Raw genomic sequence first — 15,385 nt, forward strand, 5'->3', positions numbered from 1 at the left:
TGCACCCAGGCAAGCCACCGACCGCAGGACGCCTCAAGCGTCGGGGGTCCTGGCCGAACTTGCAGCCCAAAGATGCCACTGACCGTCTGTTCAAAAGGAGTAAACATGACACATTCCCTCAAGGCCGAGATCGCGCAATATGGCCAAGCCGTTCTGGTTTTTCAGGGCGGAGGAGCGCTGGGTGCCTATCAGGTCGGCGTCTATCAGGCCCTGCACGAAGCCGGGATCGAGCCGGACTGGGTCATCGGGACCTCAATTGGCGCCATCAATGCATCGATCATTGCGGGGAACGAACCCGCCGATCGGCTCGACCGGCTGACCGAGTTCTGGAAGCGTGTCGAACATGGCCACATATTCGAAACACCGGCACAGGGCCTGTTTGGCAATTTGTTCAATCCAGTGCGCACAATGTCTGCCATCATGGGGGGAATTCCTTCGTTCTTTACGCCCAATCCACTCGCCTTCCTCAGCCCCCATGTACCGCTTGGGTCGGAAGGCGCCGGCTATTATTCGACCGACCCGCTGCGCAAGACGCTTGCTGACCTGACCGATTTTGACCTGATCAATCAGGGCGGAACACGCCTGACCGTAGGCGCCGCGAATGTCAGGACCAGCGAGATGCACTATTTCGACTCGCGCGACATGTCGCTGGATACGCGACATGTTCTGGCCTCGGGAGCACTGCCCCCCGCATTCCCCGCAGTCCGGATCGATGGCGAGCTCTACTGGGACGGTGGCATTGTTTCCAATACGCCCGTTGAGGCCGTTTTCGACGATGCGCCGCGCCGTGACGCAATGGTTTTTGCAGTCCATCTCTGGAACCCGCACGGTGGCGAGCCCAAGTCGATTTGGGATGTGATGAACCGGCAGAAGGACATCCAGTATTCCAGCCGCGCCAATTCCCATATTGCGCGCCAGAGGCAACTCCACAAGCTGCGCCACGTCATCACTCAGCTTGCCGCAATGGTTCCACAAGGCACACAACACGACACGGATGTCGACACGCTGGCGGGCTATGGCTGCGTGACCAAGATGCATGTGATACGCTTGCTTGCGCCGGCGCTCGATCATGAAGATCACAGCAAGGATGTCGATTTCAGCCCACGCGGGATCCGCGAGCGGCGCGAAGCCGGTTATAGAGATACCTTGGCTGTGCTGAAGGAAGCCCCCTGGCGCGCAGACAATGACCCGCTGGAAGGGTTCATCCTGCACGAAGCCATGGGCGGAGACCTTGTCGAGGTCGATGCGGCCTAGTCAGACAGATGCTGCCGCAAGGCGCCAATCGCGGCTTGGTGAAGGTCATCCGTGTGCAGGTTCGACGCCAGCGGGTGTGATCCGAAGCGGATGAAGGCCATCTCTGCTCCCGGCTCAATATGCACCCGCTGGCCATAGACGCCGAGCGCGGAAATGGCGCCCTGGGCATTGTGCGAAATCCACCACTGGCTGCGATAGGAGCCTCCCGCCCGCACGCCATGTCGTGATGACGCGAACAATGCCCGGTCTCCGCCTGCAAAAATCCGCTGTCGGGCGTCGGCCGGAATGGCGGAGGTGGGGTCTAGGATCAGCAGCGCCAGCCGGGCGAGGTCGCGCGCCGTCGCATTGAGGCCGGTTGCCGCGATCTCGTGGCCGGCCGTATCGACCAGAAAATGCCCATCCTCTTCGCATCCCGCCGGATGCCACAGAAGTTCGGTCGCGAGATCGGCAAGGCGCTGGCCAGTGGCGTTGACAAGCACCCAACCGAGCGCATCGGCCACCGGGCTGCGATAGGAAAAGCTTGCGCCAGGGTCGGCGTCGCGCGCCTCGAGCCTGGCGAGCGTTTCGCGCGCCCCGCCCGTCGCGGCAGACGGCGTCCAATAGCTTGCGGAATAACGGTGCACATCGGCATCGGGATTGGCATAATCCTCATCAAAGGCGACACCATCCGTCATATCCAACAGATCGCGCACACGGGCGCCCGCAAAGCCGCTTCCCGCCAGATCCGGGACATAGTCGGACGCTGGCTGCTGCGGATCAAGCCGGCCCGCACTGATCAGTATTTCCGCGATCAGTCCGACAAAGGACTTGCTGACGGAAAAGCAATGGTGCGGTGTCAGGGACGACATGCCATTGCGGTAGGTTTCGTAGACGATCGCGCCCTTGTGCAGCACGATCATCGCATCGGTATAGGTTGCCGCGACAAAGTCTTCCCAGGTCATCCCGCCAAAGCTCAATCCGGCAAGATCGACGGGCGCATGGGGAAGCGCGCGCGGCGCCGAGCTGCGCCGAACTGCGCGAGACGGAACGAGTTCGCGCGTATGCTGGAAGGCCCAACGCGAGAAGGGGTAAAGCCGCCAATTTTCGCGCGTTACCCTGAGGTGTTCCGGAATTTCGGGCCCCGGGCCAATGCCGGCTTCTGGCCAGTCCAAGGGAGGAGGCAGTGTCATCGGGTTGAGGGATAGCACCTCACAAGCGATTTCTCACGCCTCCATTGCCGGAAAAATTCCCGAAACGGCATGGGCAGAAAACCACGCTTGCGGTTGGCCGCGCCCAGACGAAACAGGATAAGGAACTGGACGCACAATGTGTGCCAGGCATCGATGAGGCGCGTGCGCGCGTCCCAGATGTGCGTCGCTTCGGCGCCAGCGCCATTGTACTCGATGATCGAGAAATCTTCTCCGCGACGGAATGCTTCAAAATCGGCAAAGCGCACGTCGAACCGCCCGAAATGGAATTCGCCGATCTCATCCGCAATGGCGTTGAACCGCGCGCACATGGCCTGCGTGATCCAGACATTGCCGTTGCGAAAGATCGCCCCCTTGCTGTGCGAACCGGAAAAAACGAGCCGACGGGCCTCACCTGCCGGGAGAACAACGTCCAGCTCGTCGGCAAAGCGGTCCAGATACAAGTGTGGCACCCTGCCAGCCCGCGGATCGCCGAGAATCAGTTCGCGCAAGGTTGCTGTTCCGTTTCCCACCACATGAGGAAAATATTTGAGCGTGAGCGAAACGATTGTCCCGCGGCGTGCGCCGGGCGCTCGGACGAAAAACACCCCCGCCTCTCCCTCGACGTCCACCATACGCTGGAGAATGAAATTGCAATTGTTCGGGAATTCGGATCGATATCGCGCCAGTTCATCGTCGTTGCGAATGGGCCGGACCCCGGCGCCGCGACAGCCGATGTCCGGCTTTGCGACCAACGGAAAAGCGAGGCCGGCATTCGCTAGAGAGCGGACGAGGTCTGCGGGCCGGTCGCTTGGGGAAACGAGGATCCACGCTGGCAAGCAACCTGAACCGTTTGCGCCAAGCCGGGCGAACAGGCGGCTTTTCTCCTCCCCCACCAGCCCGCCCGCTGGCAAGGTGGGATTTGCAAGCAGGGGAAGGCGAATGCTGCGGTGCCAAAGCATGAGCAGCGCGATCCAGATCCAGACCGGAGCGTAGAAGAGCCATGCCGGCCAGAATTCGAAGAAGGACAAAGGAGGCTCACCCCGCTCAATCGGGGGCATTCCGGCGGCTGCAACCGGCCCCTGCTTCATGCTGCCTGTTTCCAATGTTGCGGTGCCGGCGTCATGCGACGCACGCTGTCGGCATAAAGGTCGGAAAACAGTGCCTTCTGGATGTTGCTGCCACCAAGGACGGGCACAAGCGCCTGCGCCGGACCCAGCGCAAGAGCGGCTGCCTGATGGTCACCCCGCGCGTGGGAAACCAGGCCATTTGCAAGACCGGCGAGCGACCTGCTCGACAGTCTCTCGACCAATGAATCGGTCGCCTCATCATATCCCCCGCGGGCCAAGGCATAGAGATAGTGAAGATCAAGGAAGCCATCGATCCCATCCTCGGCATTGGGCGCGACATGGGCCGCAACATCGTCCCAGCGTCCTCCCACATTGACTCCTGCCATTTCCAGCCGCGCAAGCAAGGCGATAGCGTTGATCTGATCCTGGCAATGGCCCTTGCGCACGCCCCAGACATGCTCATCGAAATGCCGGAGGGCGCCAGGCCTGTCTCCCAGCTCGAGCGCAAACAGGGCAAGATGCCACCAGTTATGCGTGAGCATGAAGGAGGAGCAGCGTTTCCAGCCCGGCGCATGAGCCTGCAAAAGGGCGCGCGCCTCAAGCGGAAGCCCTTTGGCCGCCAGCGCATGTGTCGCTGCGTGCTGGGCCCAGGGGTCATGGGTCGGCGACATGTCGATCGCGCGGCGAGCGAAACGCAAGGCGAGTTCGGCCTGGCCATTCTGGTCGAGAGCAAAGGCATGCAGGCCCAGCGCGCGGCCATCGCGATCGTCAATGGAGGCTGCCATGCCCGAGGTCCTGACCATGCCGGCCACATCGCCCCGACCGAGTTCAAGCACCTGGCACAGCTTGGCGGCCACCAGGTCGTGGGGCCAGATTTCGACAATGTGACGAAATTGCTGGACAGCGGACGCCGTGTCTCCGGCACCCCAGGCAGTAATGGCCGAGACCGTCCGGCGCTCGCGCTCGGTGGCACCAGCGGCATGGACCCATGCTGCAGAGATTCTCGGCGCCGCCTGAACCTGGCCTTCGCGTGTCATCAGCGTCAGGAACAGGGCTGCGGCATAGGCTTGCGCAAGCGCGCATTCGGGATCCGCTTCAAGCGCGACGAAAATGGCTTGGCAGCCGTTGCCGTGACTGACCAGTTCTTCCGCAAAGGTCACGATCGCGGATGCCGCTCGCGCGGACGCGGTAGAGATCGGCAGATCAAGATAGTGTTCGTTCATTCATCCTCTCCATTGTCCTGTTTTCAGCGGGCCAGCAGGTGTCGGCGCATGACGATTCCGGCCAGAAGGATCAGCAGTGCGAACGGCAGCAAGGTGATCATCACCTGATTGGCGCCCGCGCTGCCGGCGCGGCGTGCCGCTTCGAAAAGTGCCGCGGTCCAAACCGGCGTGGTAAACGCGATGATGCCGAACACCGCAGAAGTCCGGACTTGGACAAAGCCACTTGCCGTGAAGACCGGCAACCGCGTGCCCGGCAGGAAGCGGGCCACAAAAACGAGCCAAAGCGCGTAGTCCCGCATCCAATGCTCCGCGCGCTGGACATCCCGGCGCATTCTGAGCGACCTGCCCAGTGCACTGTTGCTACCCCATCGTCCGGTGAGGAACAGTGCGGCATCGCCGATGGCCGTGCCGAGAATGACCCCCGCAAGCGCCGCGACCGGGGATGCATCGAGCCGCGCGACAAGGACGCCCGCGGCAATTGTTGCGACATCCTCTGCGATGAAGGTGCCGCCGAACAGCAGGGTTGCCAGCAGCAGCGGCTGATCGGCCGCTGCCAGCAACGCCGGGGGGATGTCGGCCGGCATGGCTCAGGCTGCCCTGCGCTGCGGCGCAAGGCGCTCGAGAATCGTGTCGCGGCTGAGCCAGAGCAATGCTGCCGACGCGATCCAGACCCCGCAGGCGAGCGCAAACAACTCCCCACCGTCATGGGTGCCATCTGCGTTGAGCACCGAAATTCCAAGCGGCGTGAACAGGTGGAAGAAGATGGCGCCGGAAATCACGCCCATGGCCATCAGCGCGCCAATGGGCCGAAGAATGCGAAGCCGTTCAATCAGGCCGGCGAGCACAAGGGTCGACGCAATCAGTTCCCCTGTGCCAACGACATATTGTGAGAAGATCCCGTCGTGCGCGAACAGTCCGGGCCAGCCGAGCGATGCGCCCCAGACATCCAGGGTTCCAAAAATATACTGTGTTTCGGGCGAGTCCGTGAACTTGAAGAATAAGGACTGGATAAAGACAAAGGCGATATAAAGGGTCAGGGCGACAGGCATGATCCGGCGCAGCATCTTCTTCTCCCTCGAATGGTTTTCGATGGAGTCCAGTGTCGCGATTTCGCGCGCTCAGTTAAAATGCCATGACGCTATGAATTCCATGCAAATTTCGCGCTGTCCGCAAGGACAGACCACTAAAAGCCGAAGCTCACCCCAAGGCGGATCGTGCGCGGGCGGAGCGGGGTCTGTTGCTGGCCAAGGCCGACGGAAAAGGGATTGCCGAACGCAAAGCTGTTTTCCCGGCCATTGAAGAGGTTGGTCGCGTCCAGGGTGAGCTTCCATGACCCGGCATCAAGCGCGGCAGAAAGACCGGCCTCCACATATTCGCCCTGTTCCAGCAGCAGTGGCGGAACAGTGCCGACGTTTGAGCCGCTGCGATAATGGGCGGAGCCATCCAGGACCAAAGTCAGATCAGGCGAAAGCGGCCGCGAATACCTCGCGGAGAGCCTTGCGCCATAACGCGGGACATTCGGCAGCGAAGTTTCATCGAGGCCAACAAGTTGGACAGCCGGATTGTCCAGTGAACTGCGGTTCGCAAACAAGGCCCCTTCCACCAGCAGCGATGAAACCGGTCGCCAGGCCAGATCTGCGCTGAAGCCAAGGACGTGACCATTGCCGATATTGGCCGTCGCCGGAAAGCCGCTGCTGTCAAGCAGGTCAGCCTGGATGCTGCGCCAACGTGCGTAGGAGAGCGCAGCGTTTCCGGACAATGGCCCGCCTGAATGCCCGAAACGGAGTCCCGCTTCGCCTGTATAAAGCTTGTCGGAAACAAACCGGACGACGTTCCCGCCGGGATCGACGGCAATCCCTCCGCTCCGAAAGCCGCTGCGCAGGCGGGCAAAGACCTGAAGATCGTCGTTCGGCTTCCACAGGATGGCGAGTGTGGGGAGAACGCGGGTCTGATGGCGAGTCGGTTCGGGACCTTGTGGCCCGCTGACCAGAATGCCTGCGGCCCTTGCGCGCAGAAACCGGGCGCCAGCGGTCAATGACCAGCGCGATGACAGGGGAATCGTTCCTTCGCCAAACAGGGCGATTTCCCGTCTTTCATTGCGCACCCGGCTCAGTTCCGCGGTCGCGGACGGCGGCCCGAGCGCCTGCGCAATCCGATCGACATTGTTGACATAGCTCAGCCCTGCGACCCATGGATGCATGCTGCCTGCCCGCGATGACAGTCGTGTTTCGTGGGTGAACATCCGGATCGCCTCGTCGCGATCATAGGCAATGACACCTGTCGTTCCGGCAAGTCCCGTTGCATCGAACCGCTCCGTGAGGTCATGCCGGACAATACCGGTGCTCGAAACAAGCTTCAGCCCACCCCAGCGCTTTGTGATCACGAGATTGCCGCCGCCGAAATCGCTTTCGTGCGGCTGCGCGATAGCTGCTGCGTGCGTCAATGGGGCAAGTCCGCGATCGGAATATTGGCCGTCGGATGTGCTGATGCTCTGGCTGAGCCCAGCGATCTCGATCTCCCAGTGGTTGCCGGGGCTTGCACGCAGCGCGGCTCGGCCTCCCGAAATCCGGGTCGTGTTTGTATCCTTCAAGCCAAGCGTGGCATTGTCGATATAGCCCCCGAGGCGCTGGCGATACCCGACCACCCGGACAGCGACCTTGTCCGTGACCAATGGAATATTCAGCATCCCTCCCGTATCATAACTGTCACGCCCGTCAGCGGTCATGGCCGAACCCAGGCTCGCATTGGCATGAAAACCTTCGAGGTCCGGCAGGTTTGGTGCGATGTGCACAATCCCGCCGAGCGCGCCCGCCCCGTATAGCGTGCCTTGCGGACCCTCAATGACTTCGATGGCGTCGATATCATAGAGCCGCAGGTCGGGCTCCGGCGCGTTGTAGGTCAGACGCAATTCGCCAAGATACAGTCCGACTGTGGATTGGGTCGGGCCCGAAAAGCTGCTGTCGGCAATGCCTCGGACGAACAGCTTGTTCCGCCCCGGCCCGAGATTGGTTGCAACCAGTTCGGGCAGGCGGCCGACGAGCGCGGACGTGCCGGATTCGGAGGTCAAACCGATCGCTCCAACCGTCTCCACCCGGACGGATCCGGCATAATCGGTCAAAGATTGGCCCTGTTTCGACGCGTTGACGATGATGTCCGGAGGCTGGCCATCCGTTTGTGATGCTGGCTGCACTGACTTAGCATGAGGAGCTGACGGCCCTGATCTCACCCGGCCTTCGACCGGAGATGGGGCGCGGACGATCCGGACCGTCCGTGCGTCGACCATGACGAACGTATAGCCCGTGTGCTCGAGCAGTTTCCGTAACGCGCGCTCAAGACTCATGCGACCATTCACCGCATTGCCAATAGCAACCGTTATTGCGGGGTCATTTCCGCCAATGGATACGCCGGCCTGTTGTCCGATTCGGATGAGGGATTGGTCAAGCGGAAGAGCAGGAATTGCAAAGCGCACCTCTGCGGCGGCAACGACCGGTGTTGCGATACAGAGTAACGTGAGAAAAACGGGGAGAGAGCCCCGCCTCACTGCGAGTTCAAGCAGTCAGTCGCCATCCATTCGGAGTAGCGGTCACCTTGATCCCGAGCAAGCCCTGGACTTCGCGCATGGTCACCACAGGGTCGCGGCCAGTCTCGATTGTTCCCGAAAAGCGAAGCGCGCCGATCGCTGGATCGACCGAAACAGAAACACCCAAGGCACGAGACAGGTCGACCGCAATCCGGGCAATTGCAGCGTCGCGATAACTCAGACGGCCGCTTCGCCAAGACCCGACACTCGCCGGGTCGGTGGCGCTGACGACAGGTGCGGCAGCATGCGTTGCCAGCATCAACTGGTTCCCGGCCTGGATCAACACAGCATCATCATCCGGGTTGTAACGCACCGCGCCTTCGCCGACTGCAACTTCCAATCCGCTGGCATCCTTGCGGACATTGAACCGGGTACCGACATCGACCAGCTTGGAGTCTCCAGTCTGCACGATAAACGGATTGGCAGGATCGTGTCGGATCGTGAACGCGGCTTCGCCGTCTTCAAGCCTTGCATAGCGATCATGCTTTCGGTCAATCGCGATTCTGGTGCCACCGTTGAGTTCGATCCTGGAGCCATCGTTCAGGGCAATCGTGCGCATTTCGCCGGGACGGGTCTGAAACGTTTCCAGATCGGGACCACCGGCAAGGAATGGCGTTGCGACGAGCGCGAGCATGGCCGTTGCTGATGCAATCATGACGCCACGGCGCCTGAACCAGGGCGTGGCCTCATTGTCATTACTCGCGGGTGCCAGAGTTACTAAACTTTTCTCAAGTGCCTGCGCGTAATGTTGGTCCGCCAGTGCGACCTTGTCATAGGCATCGCCATGCGCTGGATCAGCCTCCAGCCAATCCGTGAACGCTGCCCAGTCGGCATCGCTCGCTGTGGGGGCAGCAAGGCGAAGACGCCAGGCAATTGCGGCATCCAGAATAGCTTCATCCATCATCGGTCATTCCCTTGACACTGTGACGGTGCGCACCTTCACTATCCGCATTCAACTCATCGTGAACAATGACGATTTCACGATATGCGCGTTGAAGATGCTTCTCAACTGCACTGAGGGATATCCCCAATTCCGCGGCAATATCCTTCTGCGGCCGCCCTTCGATCCGCACCGCACGGAAGGCATAGGCCGTCCGTTCAGGCAGGGCGTCGATCCGCTTCTCGACGCGGCGCAAATAGTCCCGGGCGATCAGCACGCGTTCGGCGGACGGAGAGGCATCGGCCGGGGCCGTTGGCGTGCCGGCCATATGACCTTCCACCCATGCCGTCTCACGGGCCGCGCGTCGTCCGCCCGCGCGTTTCATGTCGAGCACGAGATTGTCCGCCATCCGATAGATGTACGCCAAGGGCTCAGAAATGGGGCCTGCGTCCAGCGCGCGGATCTTGATCCAAAGGTCCTGAAGGACATCATTGGCATCGTCGTCATTGCGCAGCCGGGCGCGCAAAAAGCGCTTGAGGGCAATACGGTTGGCATCAAAGACCGCTTCGAGGCCCGACAGTTCGGTCATGCGCGCAATGAGGAAGCGGGGAGCATGGGATGCGCGATAGTGCGCTCCACCCGTCTTGTCATGACGGAAAGTCGAACCCGAGGTTCGATACCGCGCAAGGACTTCAGGCAAACGCCAATTCCGGGTCGCTGGCCAGTGCCATGTCAGACAGGTCAAGACTGCGGATGATGGCCGCCGCCGCCCGGGCGGAAGCCGGGGTTCGAGAGACATCAAACGTGCGGGCCAGCAAGGCATGTTGTCGGGGTTTGTAAACGTTGGCGTGCTCTTCGACCGCAAGATCCAGCGCTTCGCCAAGGCGATCAAGGCTGTTGACGACTGGCCCCGCGCCCCAATGCGCAAAGTTGGGATCATGCTCATGCGCGAAACCGAACGGGTTCAGGAATACGCAGGGACGCGGCGTACGCAGGAATTCATAGACCTGGCTGCTCGCGTCCCCGAGATAGACATCCGCGCAATTTGTGTAGGTCATGTCCGTCGAAGCAGTGCTGCCCTTGTCGACATGGATATGTGGCGCATCCAGGTAACGCCTGTGCAGGCCACCCGGAAAGTCCATCCGGAACTTGTCGATCGTGAGCACCACCCGTCGTTGGAAAAGCATCACATGCGGCGCAAAGATGAGGTTGTAGCGATCCTGTTCGAGGAACCAGTCCAGAACCGCGCGTCCCCATTTATACCAGGATGAAAGATGCGGCGAGAGATGGGGGTTGTAAAGAATTGTCGGCCGGCCGTTCGACTGAAGCGGCATCAGCCGACCGCACTCCGGTGCGATATCGAATTTCGAATAGCCGGTAATGGTCACGCGTTCAGGCGCAACCCCGGCCTCGTCGACCAGCCGATCCCTGATCTTCGGACCGGCCGCGAGGATGTGATCAAAAAGCGCGGTGGACTTGCCAAAGCCGATCGCCCGGTCTCCTGCGCCGTGATCCGCGAGAAACATCCTGAGCCCCGAAAGTCCATATCTCGTTTTCAGAACAAGCGATGTTCGTTCTGTAACAACGAGCGCATCGAGCGATCTGAAGAAGGAAAGGTTATCTCCATAGACGAGCAGCTTTGCCGCCGGCACCACGCCACCCAGCACACGGGCTCCCGCCTTGCGCGCGGCAGATGAGATCGAAAGGCGTTCGTAACGGACCGAGGGAAGATCGGACCCTGCTGAAAGGCGCTGCACCTCATTCGACAGCGCATCGTTCGTCATGGCCACGACCACCTCAACATCGGGTCGCGCGCGCGCCAGGGCAAGCGCGATCGGCAAGCTGTGGGCGACCTGATGAATCTGGTCATGATTGAAGAGAAAGCCCACCCGCATGCCAGTTGACGGCGCGGGTTGGTGATATCCGCACTTGTAAGGTGCGGAATGGGAACGGGCCCGGCGTCATACCGCGGTGAACGGTTCCGAACTTGCCTTGCCCCTTGCGAAAAGCAGGGAAGAAAATGTCCGAGTGGCAATTTTCGACCTTGATCGCACTGTCACGCGTATCGGGACCTATTCGCCATTTCTCCTGTTTGCCGCGCGCCGCCTCAATCCGTTGCGGCTCGCATATGTCCCCTTGGTGCTTTTGGCGATGGCCGGTTACAAGCTTCATCTCCTGTCTCGAAAGAGGCTGAAGGAAACCATGCACCGGCTCATGCTTGGCAATGCGGTCAACCATGACCGGATGGCCGCTGTCGCGGGCGCGTTTGCTGCTCACACAATCGCACGCAACATTTATCCCGAAGCAAGGCTTTTGCTGGAACAGGAGCGGGACGGCGGTGCAATGGTTGTCATCGCCAGCGCCGCGCATGAATTTTATCTCGCGCCAATATGCGACGCGCTGGGAGCGCACCATGTCATTGGCACAAGGTCAACAGAATTGGGCCCGGTCCTGAGGGCGCGGATCAATGGGGAGAATTGTTACGGGCTGGAAAAATGCCGCCGGATCGAGTCCTTTCTGACCGAACGCGGCCTTTCGCGCGAAAAGACCCATGTGCGACTGTTTTCGGACGACTATTCCGACCTTCCCAGCCTTCTGTTCGCCGATGAGGCCGTGGCGACCAATCCGTCGCGAAAGCTCTTGCGAAGCGCCCGGCGGTTGAACTGGACGATTGTGGATTGGCGGCGATAAACGCTTGCCGCCCTTGCGCGGTCATTTGCCGGACAGAAAGAGCTGACGCCCGATCCGCGCAGTTTGCAGGACAAAGAGCAGGATCAGAAGGACTCCGAAACCGCCAATGAACAGGTCAAAGACAGACCAGCCGTTCACCTGCATCGACTGTGGCCCGGTGGCCAGCATCAACAGCGTCATGGCGATCAGCACGAGCCTCAGCTCTGTCGGCCCGCCTGCAAGATAGGTGAGCTGGAACTGCCCGGTCTGCCGCGCGGTCAGAAAGGTATGAACTGAGAGCAGGAGATATCCCGATATTGCAAAAAGGGCGACATCCAGCCTGACGAAGCTGCTGGCCGCCAGACCCAACGCAATAGCCAGATTCCCGATTGCATCCAGACTATGGTCAATGAAATATCCGAATTGCGGGCGCTCCGACTTGCGAAATCGTGCCAGGCTCCCGTCAAGCGAATCGCCAAACCAGTTGATGCAGTAGCCGGCGATGGCGAGCCAAAGCCAGGCAAGTTGGAAGGGGCTCAGCGCATATCCGGCTGCGACGGCCATCCAGCCCAACACGCCAATCGCGGTCATGTGGTCAGGCATGATTTTGGCCGGGACACGCGCGCACAGCCAGTCGAGCAGGCGTCGCTCGGCCGCTGCCAGAATGTTCTGCTGTATCCGCTGCACGTGCTTCGACTCAACCATTTGCAAGGACATAGGCCCAACCGGGCTCAGGAGACATTGCGAAATGCAAGATTCAACAGTCGCCACCAAAGCGGGAGATGCTGGTTGCGACGCCACCGGTTTCGGCTTGCTCCATTTGGGCGCGCATAAGACGGGCGTTCTCTGGGCACGATCATGCCGGATTTGCGCCGCGGCTCCACACTTTCTGCACCGTGGATCATCACGCTGCCTCCGCTTCGGCGCAGTTGAGCGTCCGGTAACGATTGAACAATGCTTCAAAATGCTGATCGATGGTCGGAATACCGGGCGCCCGTGCCCGTGCCTCCGCCCGAATCCCGCCTATGCCCGCGAGATGGAGCCGATCGAGCGCATCCGTGGCCGATCGCGCGTCGCCCGAAACGAAATCGAATCCAGCCCCCATCGATAGAATTGTCGCTGCTCCACCCGAGTCCGGAACAATGAGCGGCAGGCCGGACGCGGCGGCTTCGGCCGCGACCATGCCGAACGTTTCCGCCTCACACCCGTGGATCAGCGCATCGCCGCTTGCAAGGACGCGTGCCAGCGCCTTTCGGTCCTGCACCGGGGCGAGAAGATGAATATGGGGGTTGCCACCGATGTGTTTCTGGAGCTGCATGCGATTGCGTCCATCTCCGACAATCACCAGTCCGAGCGGCCTGCGCTGGGAGGCAGCGACGCACGCATCGATCACCATGGGCCAGCGCTTTTCGGCGCTGTGGCGGCCAATGCCGAGCATCAGTGTTGCATCTTCGCCGAGCCCGCATCGCGCCAGCAGATCCCGGCGGAGTGACGTGTCGCGGAGGTCAGGCGAGAAAATGCCCGGATCGATCCCCATCGGAATCGTGGACACCCCGGCCATCCCGCCCTGCGCAAGACGGCGGGTCAGGTCATGATTGGCGGACACGGTGACATCGAACCGGGTGCCCAGGCGTCTCAAATGCTGCCAGAACCAGTCGAACCCGCGGTCGATTGCAGGGCGCGGCGCGAGTCCTCCGAACCAACGATAGGCATAGGCCGAAAGCGGGTCCGCATGCATGATGAGGGAGCGCGGCGCAGGCCCTTGCCAATTGGCGACGATGCTGGCCGTCCGCCAGGGCGAGGAGGCTTCGACGAAATCAGGCCGTTCGGAATCAAGCGCACGATGCACCACCTCCGCATCGTCAAAATAGCGGTACCGGCGATCGACGATCAGTTTGGGCGCCTTGACGTGCACGATGCGCGCTCCGGGTCCACGCTCTTCCACACGGTGCGCATCACTCGGCACGATCAGGACAATTTCGTGACCCATGGCCGGGCCCAACGCCAGCTTGCGCTCGACATATGTCTTCACGCCGCCGCCGTGGGGAGCATAGAAAGCGCATACATCAACGATCTTCATGGGACGTTCTCCGACGATCAATGGGCCAGCGGACGCATCGAAAAGCCCCTGAGGTAATTCAGCGTCACGTCGGTCCGTGTGACGCTGGCCCCGGCGGACAAGGATGCCGCCGCCGCCTTGGGCCGTGACCGACCGATCTTCGGATTCCCGCCAAATCCGATGCCGTCCGAAAAAAGTCCGAACTTGAGATTGCGGTCACGATCATGAAGCACGGACAGGCTGTAGCGCCCTGCGCCGGGAATGCGCATGCACAGGATCGGGTCGCCGGCTTGCGGGACATTGATATCTACCCGGCGAAAGACCTTGCCCTGCTGGACCAGAATATTGTCATCGGCGAGGAAATCCTGATCATTTGCCGGGTAAAGCTCGGCCCGGAGGATCCCGTCGCGGTCCTTCAGTCCATGCACGACGATCAGAAGCGCCGGGCCCGGCTCATTCGGGCGGCATTGCGCCTCCGCCTTGCCCAGACTGGAAACCGACCGAATGGGCGCGTTGGCAGCGAGGACCAACATCAGGGCCAAGGGGACAAACGCCTTCATGCAGCCCGCCTCGCCAGAAGATCCGGCAATGCCACCATCAAACCCACGAGAAGATGGGTCGCGAGAATGCTTGCTGCGATCATGGCAACGACCATGGTCACTGCATTGTCGTGCCCGACCAGGAAGACCGCGAGATTGGCGAAGACGAGGTCCTTGCTCGGGATAAGCGGGAGGCGCGTCACGAGAAGCTGAAGTGTCGCCAGCAGGACCAGCCATGCAATCGAGATTTCCGGCAAGGCAAGATGCCACATCACGCCGGAGAGCACAGTCGTCACTGCCAACCGCAGCAGGTGCAGCGAAAAGACGGAACGCAGCGCCGCACGGTCAAGCGAGAACAGACGGCCCCGGAACAGAAGAATGGCCATCGAGGATCCGAGCATCACGGCTGTTGAAACGAAGATTGTCTTGCCATGCAGCTGTGGCGCGACATTGGCGAGCAGCGGCCAGGCCAGCCCCAGCATCGCCAGCGTCACCAGATTGCCGGCAAGGGCTGAGAGAATGCTGACATCCTTGATTGCCCCGAAGGGCGCTGCAACGAGCTTTGCGTGGCTTCGCGCCCAGGCATAGAAATAGGCTTCTCCACTATAGCCGAGCAGCACTTCATTGCTGACCAGCTTGCGAAGAAGCGGAACAATTCCGCTGGCCGGCAAAGTCCAAAGCCGCCTGAAAATCAGCCATTCCGAACCCGGCAATGCAAGATAATAGGCCGCGAAGGAGAGCCAGAAGGCAGGCGTTGCGGGCAATACGGAAAAGGCCTGGCGAAAGCCGAATTCGTCCAGTCGGGTCAGGATCGTGACAAGCAGCGCGAGCGAAATGCCCGCAGTCAGCCAACGCTGCCAGTTCGAGCTGCGGATCGCGAGGGAGGGAAGCCGGTTTGCTGGCTGGACGCCAGGGCTGCCATAAACGCGAGAGGCCATGAAGGG

At 61.1% G+C, this 15,385-nt stretch carries 15 protein-coding genes; 2 read left to right on the forward strand and 13 right to left on the reverse strand.

Annotation, left to right across the window (positions count from 1 at the left end; all coding sequences use genetic code 11):
- The first annotated feature begins 105 nt into the window (after nt 1-105).
- A complete protein-coding gene (locus K0O24_RS03435) occupies nt 106-1,254 on the forward strand; it encodes a patatin-like phospholipase family protein (RefSeq protein ID WP_219894450.1) in 1,149 nt (382 codons plus the stop codon).
- Here the strand turns inward: K0O24_RS03435 and K0O24_RS03440 are convergent.
- From K0O24_RS03440 to K0O24_RS03480, 9 genes are all read right to left on the reverse strand, one after another.
- Nucleotides 1,251-2,423: a serine hydrolase domain-containing protein gene (locus K0O24_RS03440; RefSeq protein WP_219894451.1), complete on the reverse strand. Its 1,173-nt coding sequence runs from the start codon at nt 2,421-2,423 to the stop codon at nt 1,251-1,253. The genes K0O24_RS03435 and K0O24_RS03440 overlap by 4 nt on opposite strands.
- A complete protein-coding gene (locus K0O24_RS03445) occupies nt 2,420-3,511 on the reverse strand; it encodes an ATP-grasp domain-containing protein (RefSeq protein ID WP_219894452.1) in 1,092 nt (363 codons plus the stop codon). Before K0O24_RS03445 ends, K0O24_RS03440 begins: the two co-directional genes overlap by 4 nt.
- Complete coding sequence (locus K0O24_RS03450; RefSeq protein ID WP_219894453.1) at nt 3,508-4,713, reverse strand: tetratricopeptide repeat protein; 1,206 nt, start codon at nt 4,711-4,713, stop codon at nt 3,508-3,510. The genes K0O24_RS03445 and K0O24_RS03450 overlap by 4 nt, the downstream gene beginning before the upstream one ends.
- A 23-nt stretch (nt 4,714-4,736) precedes the next feature.
- Nucleotides 4,737-5,297, reverse strand: a complete 561-nt coding sequence (locus K0O24_RS03455) for a DedA family protein (protein ID WP_219894454.1) — start codon at nt 5,295-5,297, stop codon at nt 4,737-4,739.
- Between the two features lie 3 nt (nt 5,298-5,300).
- The gene (locus tag K0O24_RS03460) at nt 5,301-5,777 is read right to left on the reverse strand and encodes a hypothetical protein (RefSeq protein WP_219894455.1); all 477 of its coding nucleotides are present in this window, start codon (nt 5,775-5,777) and stop codon (nt 5,301-5,303) included.
- A gap of 119 nt (nt 5,778-5,896) precedes the next feature.
- Nucleotides 5,897-8,053 (reverse strand): TonB-dependent receptor, encoded by a 2,157-nt coding sequence (locus tag K0O24_RS03465; RefSeq protein WP_219894456.1) that lies wholly within the window; start codon nt 8,051-8,053, stop codon nt 5,897-5,899.
- Nucleotides 8,054-8,261: 208 nt separating this feature from the next.
- Complete coding sequence (locus K0O24_RS03470) at nt 8,262-9,197, reverse strand: FecR family protein (RefSeq protein WP_219894457.1); 936 nt, start codon at nt 9,195-9,197, stop codon at nt 8,262-8,264.
- Nucleotides 9,187-9,762, reverse strand: coding sequence for an RNA polymerase sigma factor (locus K0O24_RS03475; protein WP_219894458.1), 576 nt, complete (start codon nt 9,760-9,762; stop codon nt 9,187-9,189). Before K0O24_RS03475 ends, K0O24_RS03470 begins: the two co-directional genes overlap by 11 nt.
- Nucleotides 9,763-9,865: 103 nt before the next feature.
- Entirely contained in the window at nt 9,866-11,068 is a 1,203-nt protein-coding gene (locus tag K0O24_RS03480) for a hypothetical protein (RefSeq protein ID WP_219894459.1), read from the reverse strand.
- A 133-nt stretch (nt 11,069-11,201) separates the two neighbouring features.
- On the opposite strand from K0O24_RS03480, the gene K0O24_RS03485 reads away from it, so the two are divergent.
- Nucleotides 11,202-11,864 (forward strand): HAD-IB family hydrolase, encoded by a 663-nt coding sequence (locus K0O24_RS03485; RefSeq protein ID WP_219894460.1) that lies wholly within the window; start codon nt 11,202-11,204, stop codon nt 11,862-11,864.
- A gap of 21 nt (nt 11,865-11,885) precedes the next feature.
- Here K0O24_RS03485 and K0O24_RS03490 read toward each other — a convergent pair whose 3' ends face one another.
- The 4 genes from K0O24_RS03490 to K0O24_RS03505 all read right to left on the reverse strand — a co-directional run bounded on the left by K0O24_RS03490 (nt 11,886) and on the right by K0O24_RS03505 (nt 15,379).
- Nucleotides 11,886-12,560, reverse strand: a complete 675-nt coding sequence (locus K0O24_RS03490; RefSeq protein WP_219894461.1) for a CDP-alcohol phosphatidyltransferase family protein — start codon at nt 12,558-12,560, stop codon at nt 11,886-11,888.
- A 187-nt stretch (nt 12,561-12,747) separates the two neighbouring features.
- Nucleotides 12,748-13,923, reverse strand: a complete 1,176-nt coding sequence (locus tag K0O24_RS03495) for a glycosyltransferase (protein ID WP_219894462.1) — start codon at nt 13,921-13,923, stop codon at nt 12,748-12,750.
- 17 nt (nt 13,924-13,940) lie between these two features.
- A complete protein-coding gene (locus K0O24_RS03500) occupies nt 13,941-14,462 on the reverse strand; it encodes a DUF2141 domain-containing protein (protein ID WP_219894463.1) in 522 nt (173 codons plus the stop codon).
- Nucleotides 14,459-15,379, reverse strand: a complete 921-nt coding sequence (locus K0O24_RS03505; RefSeq protein WP_219894464.1) for a hypothetical protein — start codon at nt 15,377-15,379, stop codon at nt 14,459-14,461. Before K0O24_RS03505 ends, K0O24_RS03500 begins: the two co-directional genes overlap by 4 nt.
- Nucleotides 15,380-15,385 lie beyond the last annotated feature (6 nt).

Source organism: Aquisediminimonas profunda, assembly GCF_019443285.1.
Classification (GTDB): Bacteria; Pseudomonadota; Alphaproteobacteria; order Sphingomonadales; family Sphingomonadaceae; genus Aquisediminimonas; species Aquisediminimonas profunda.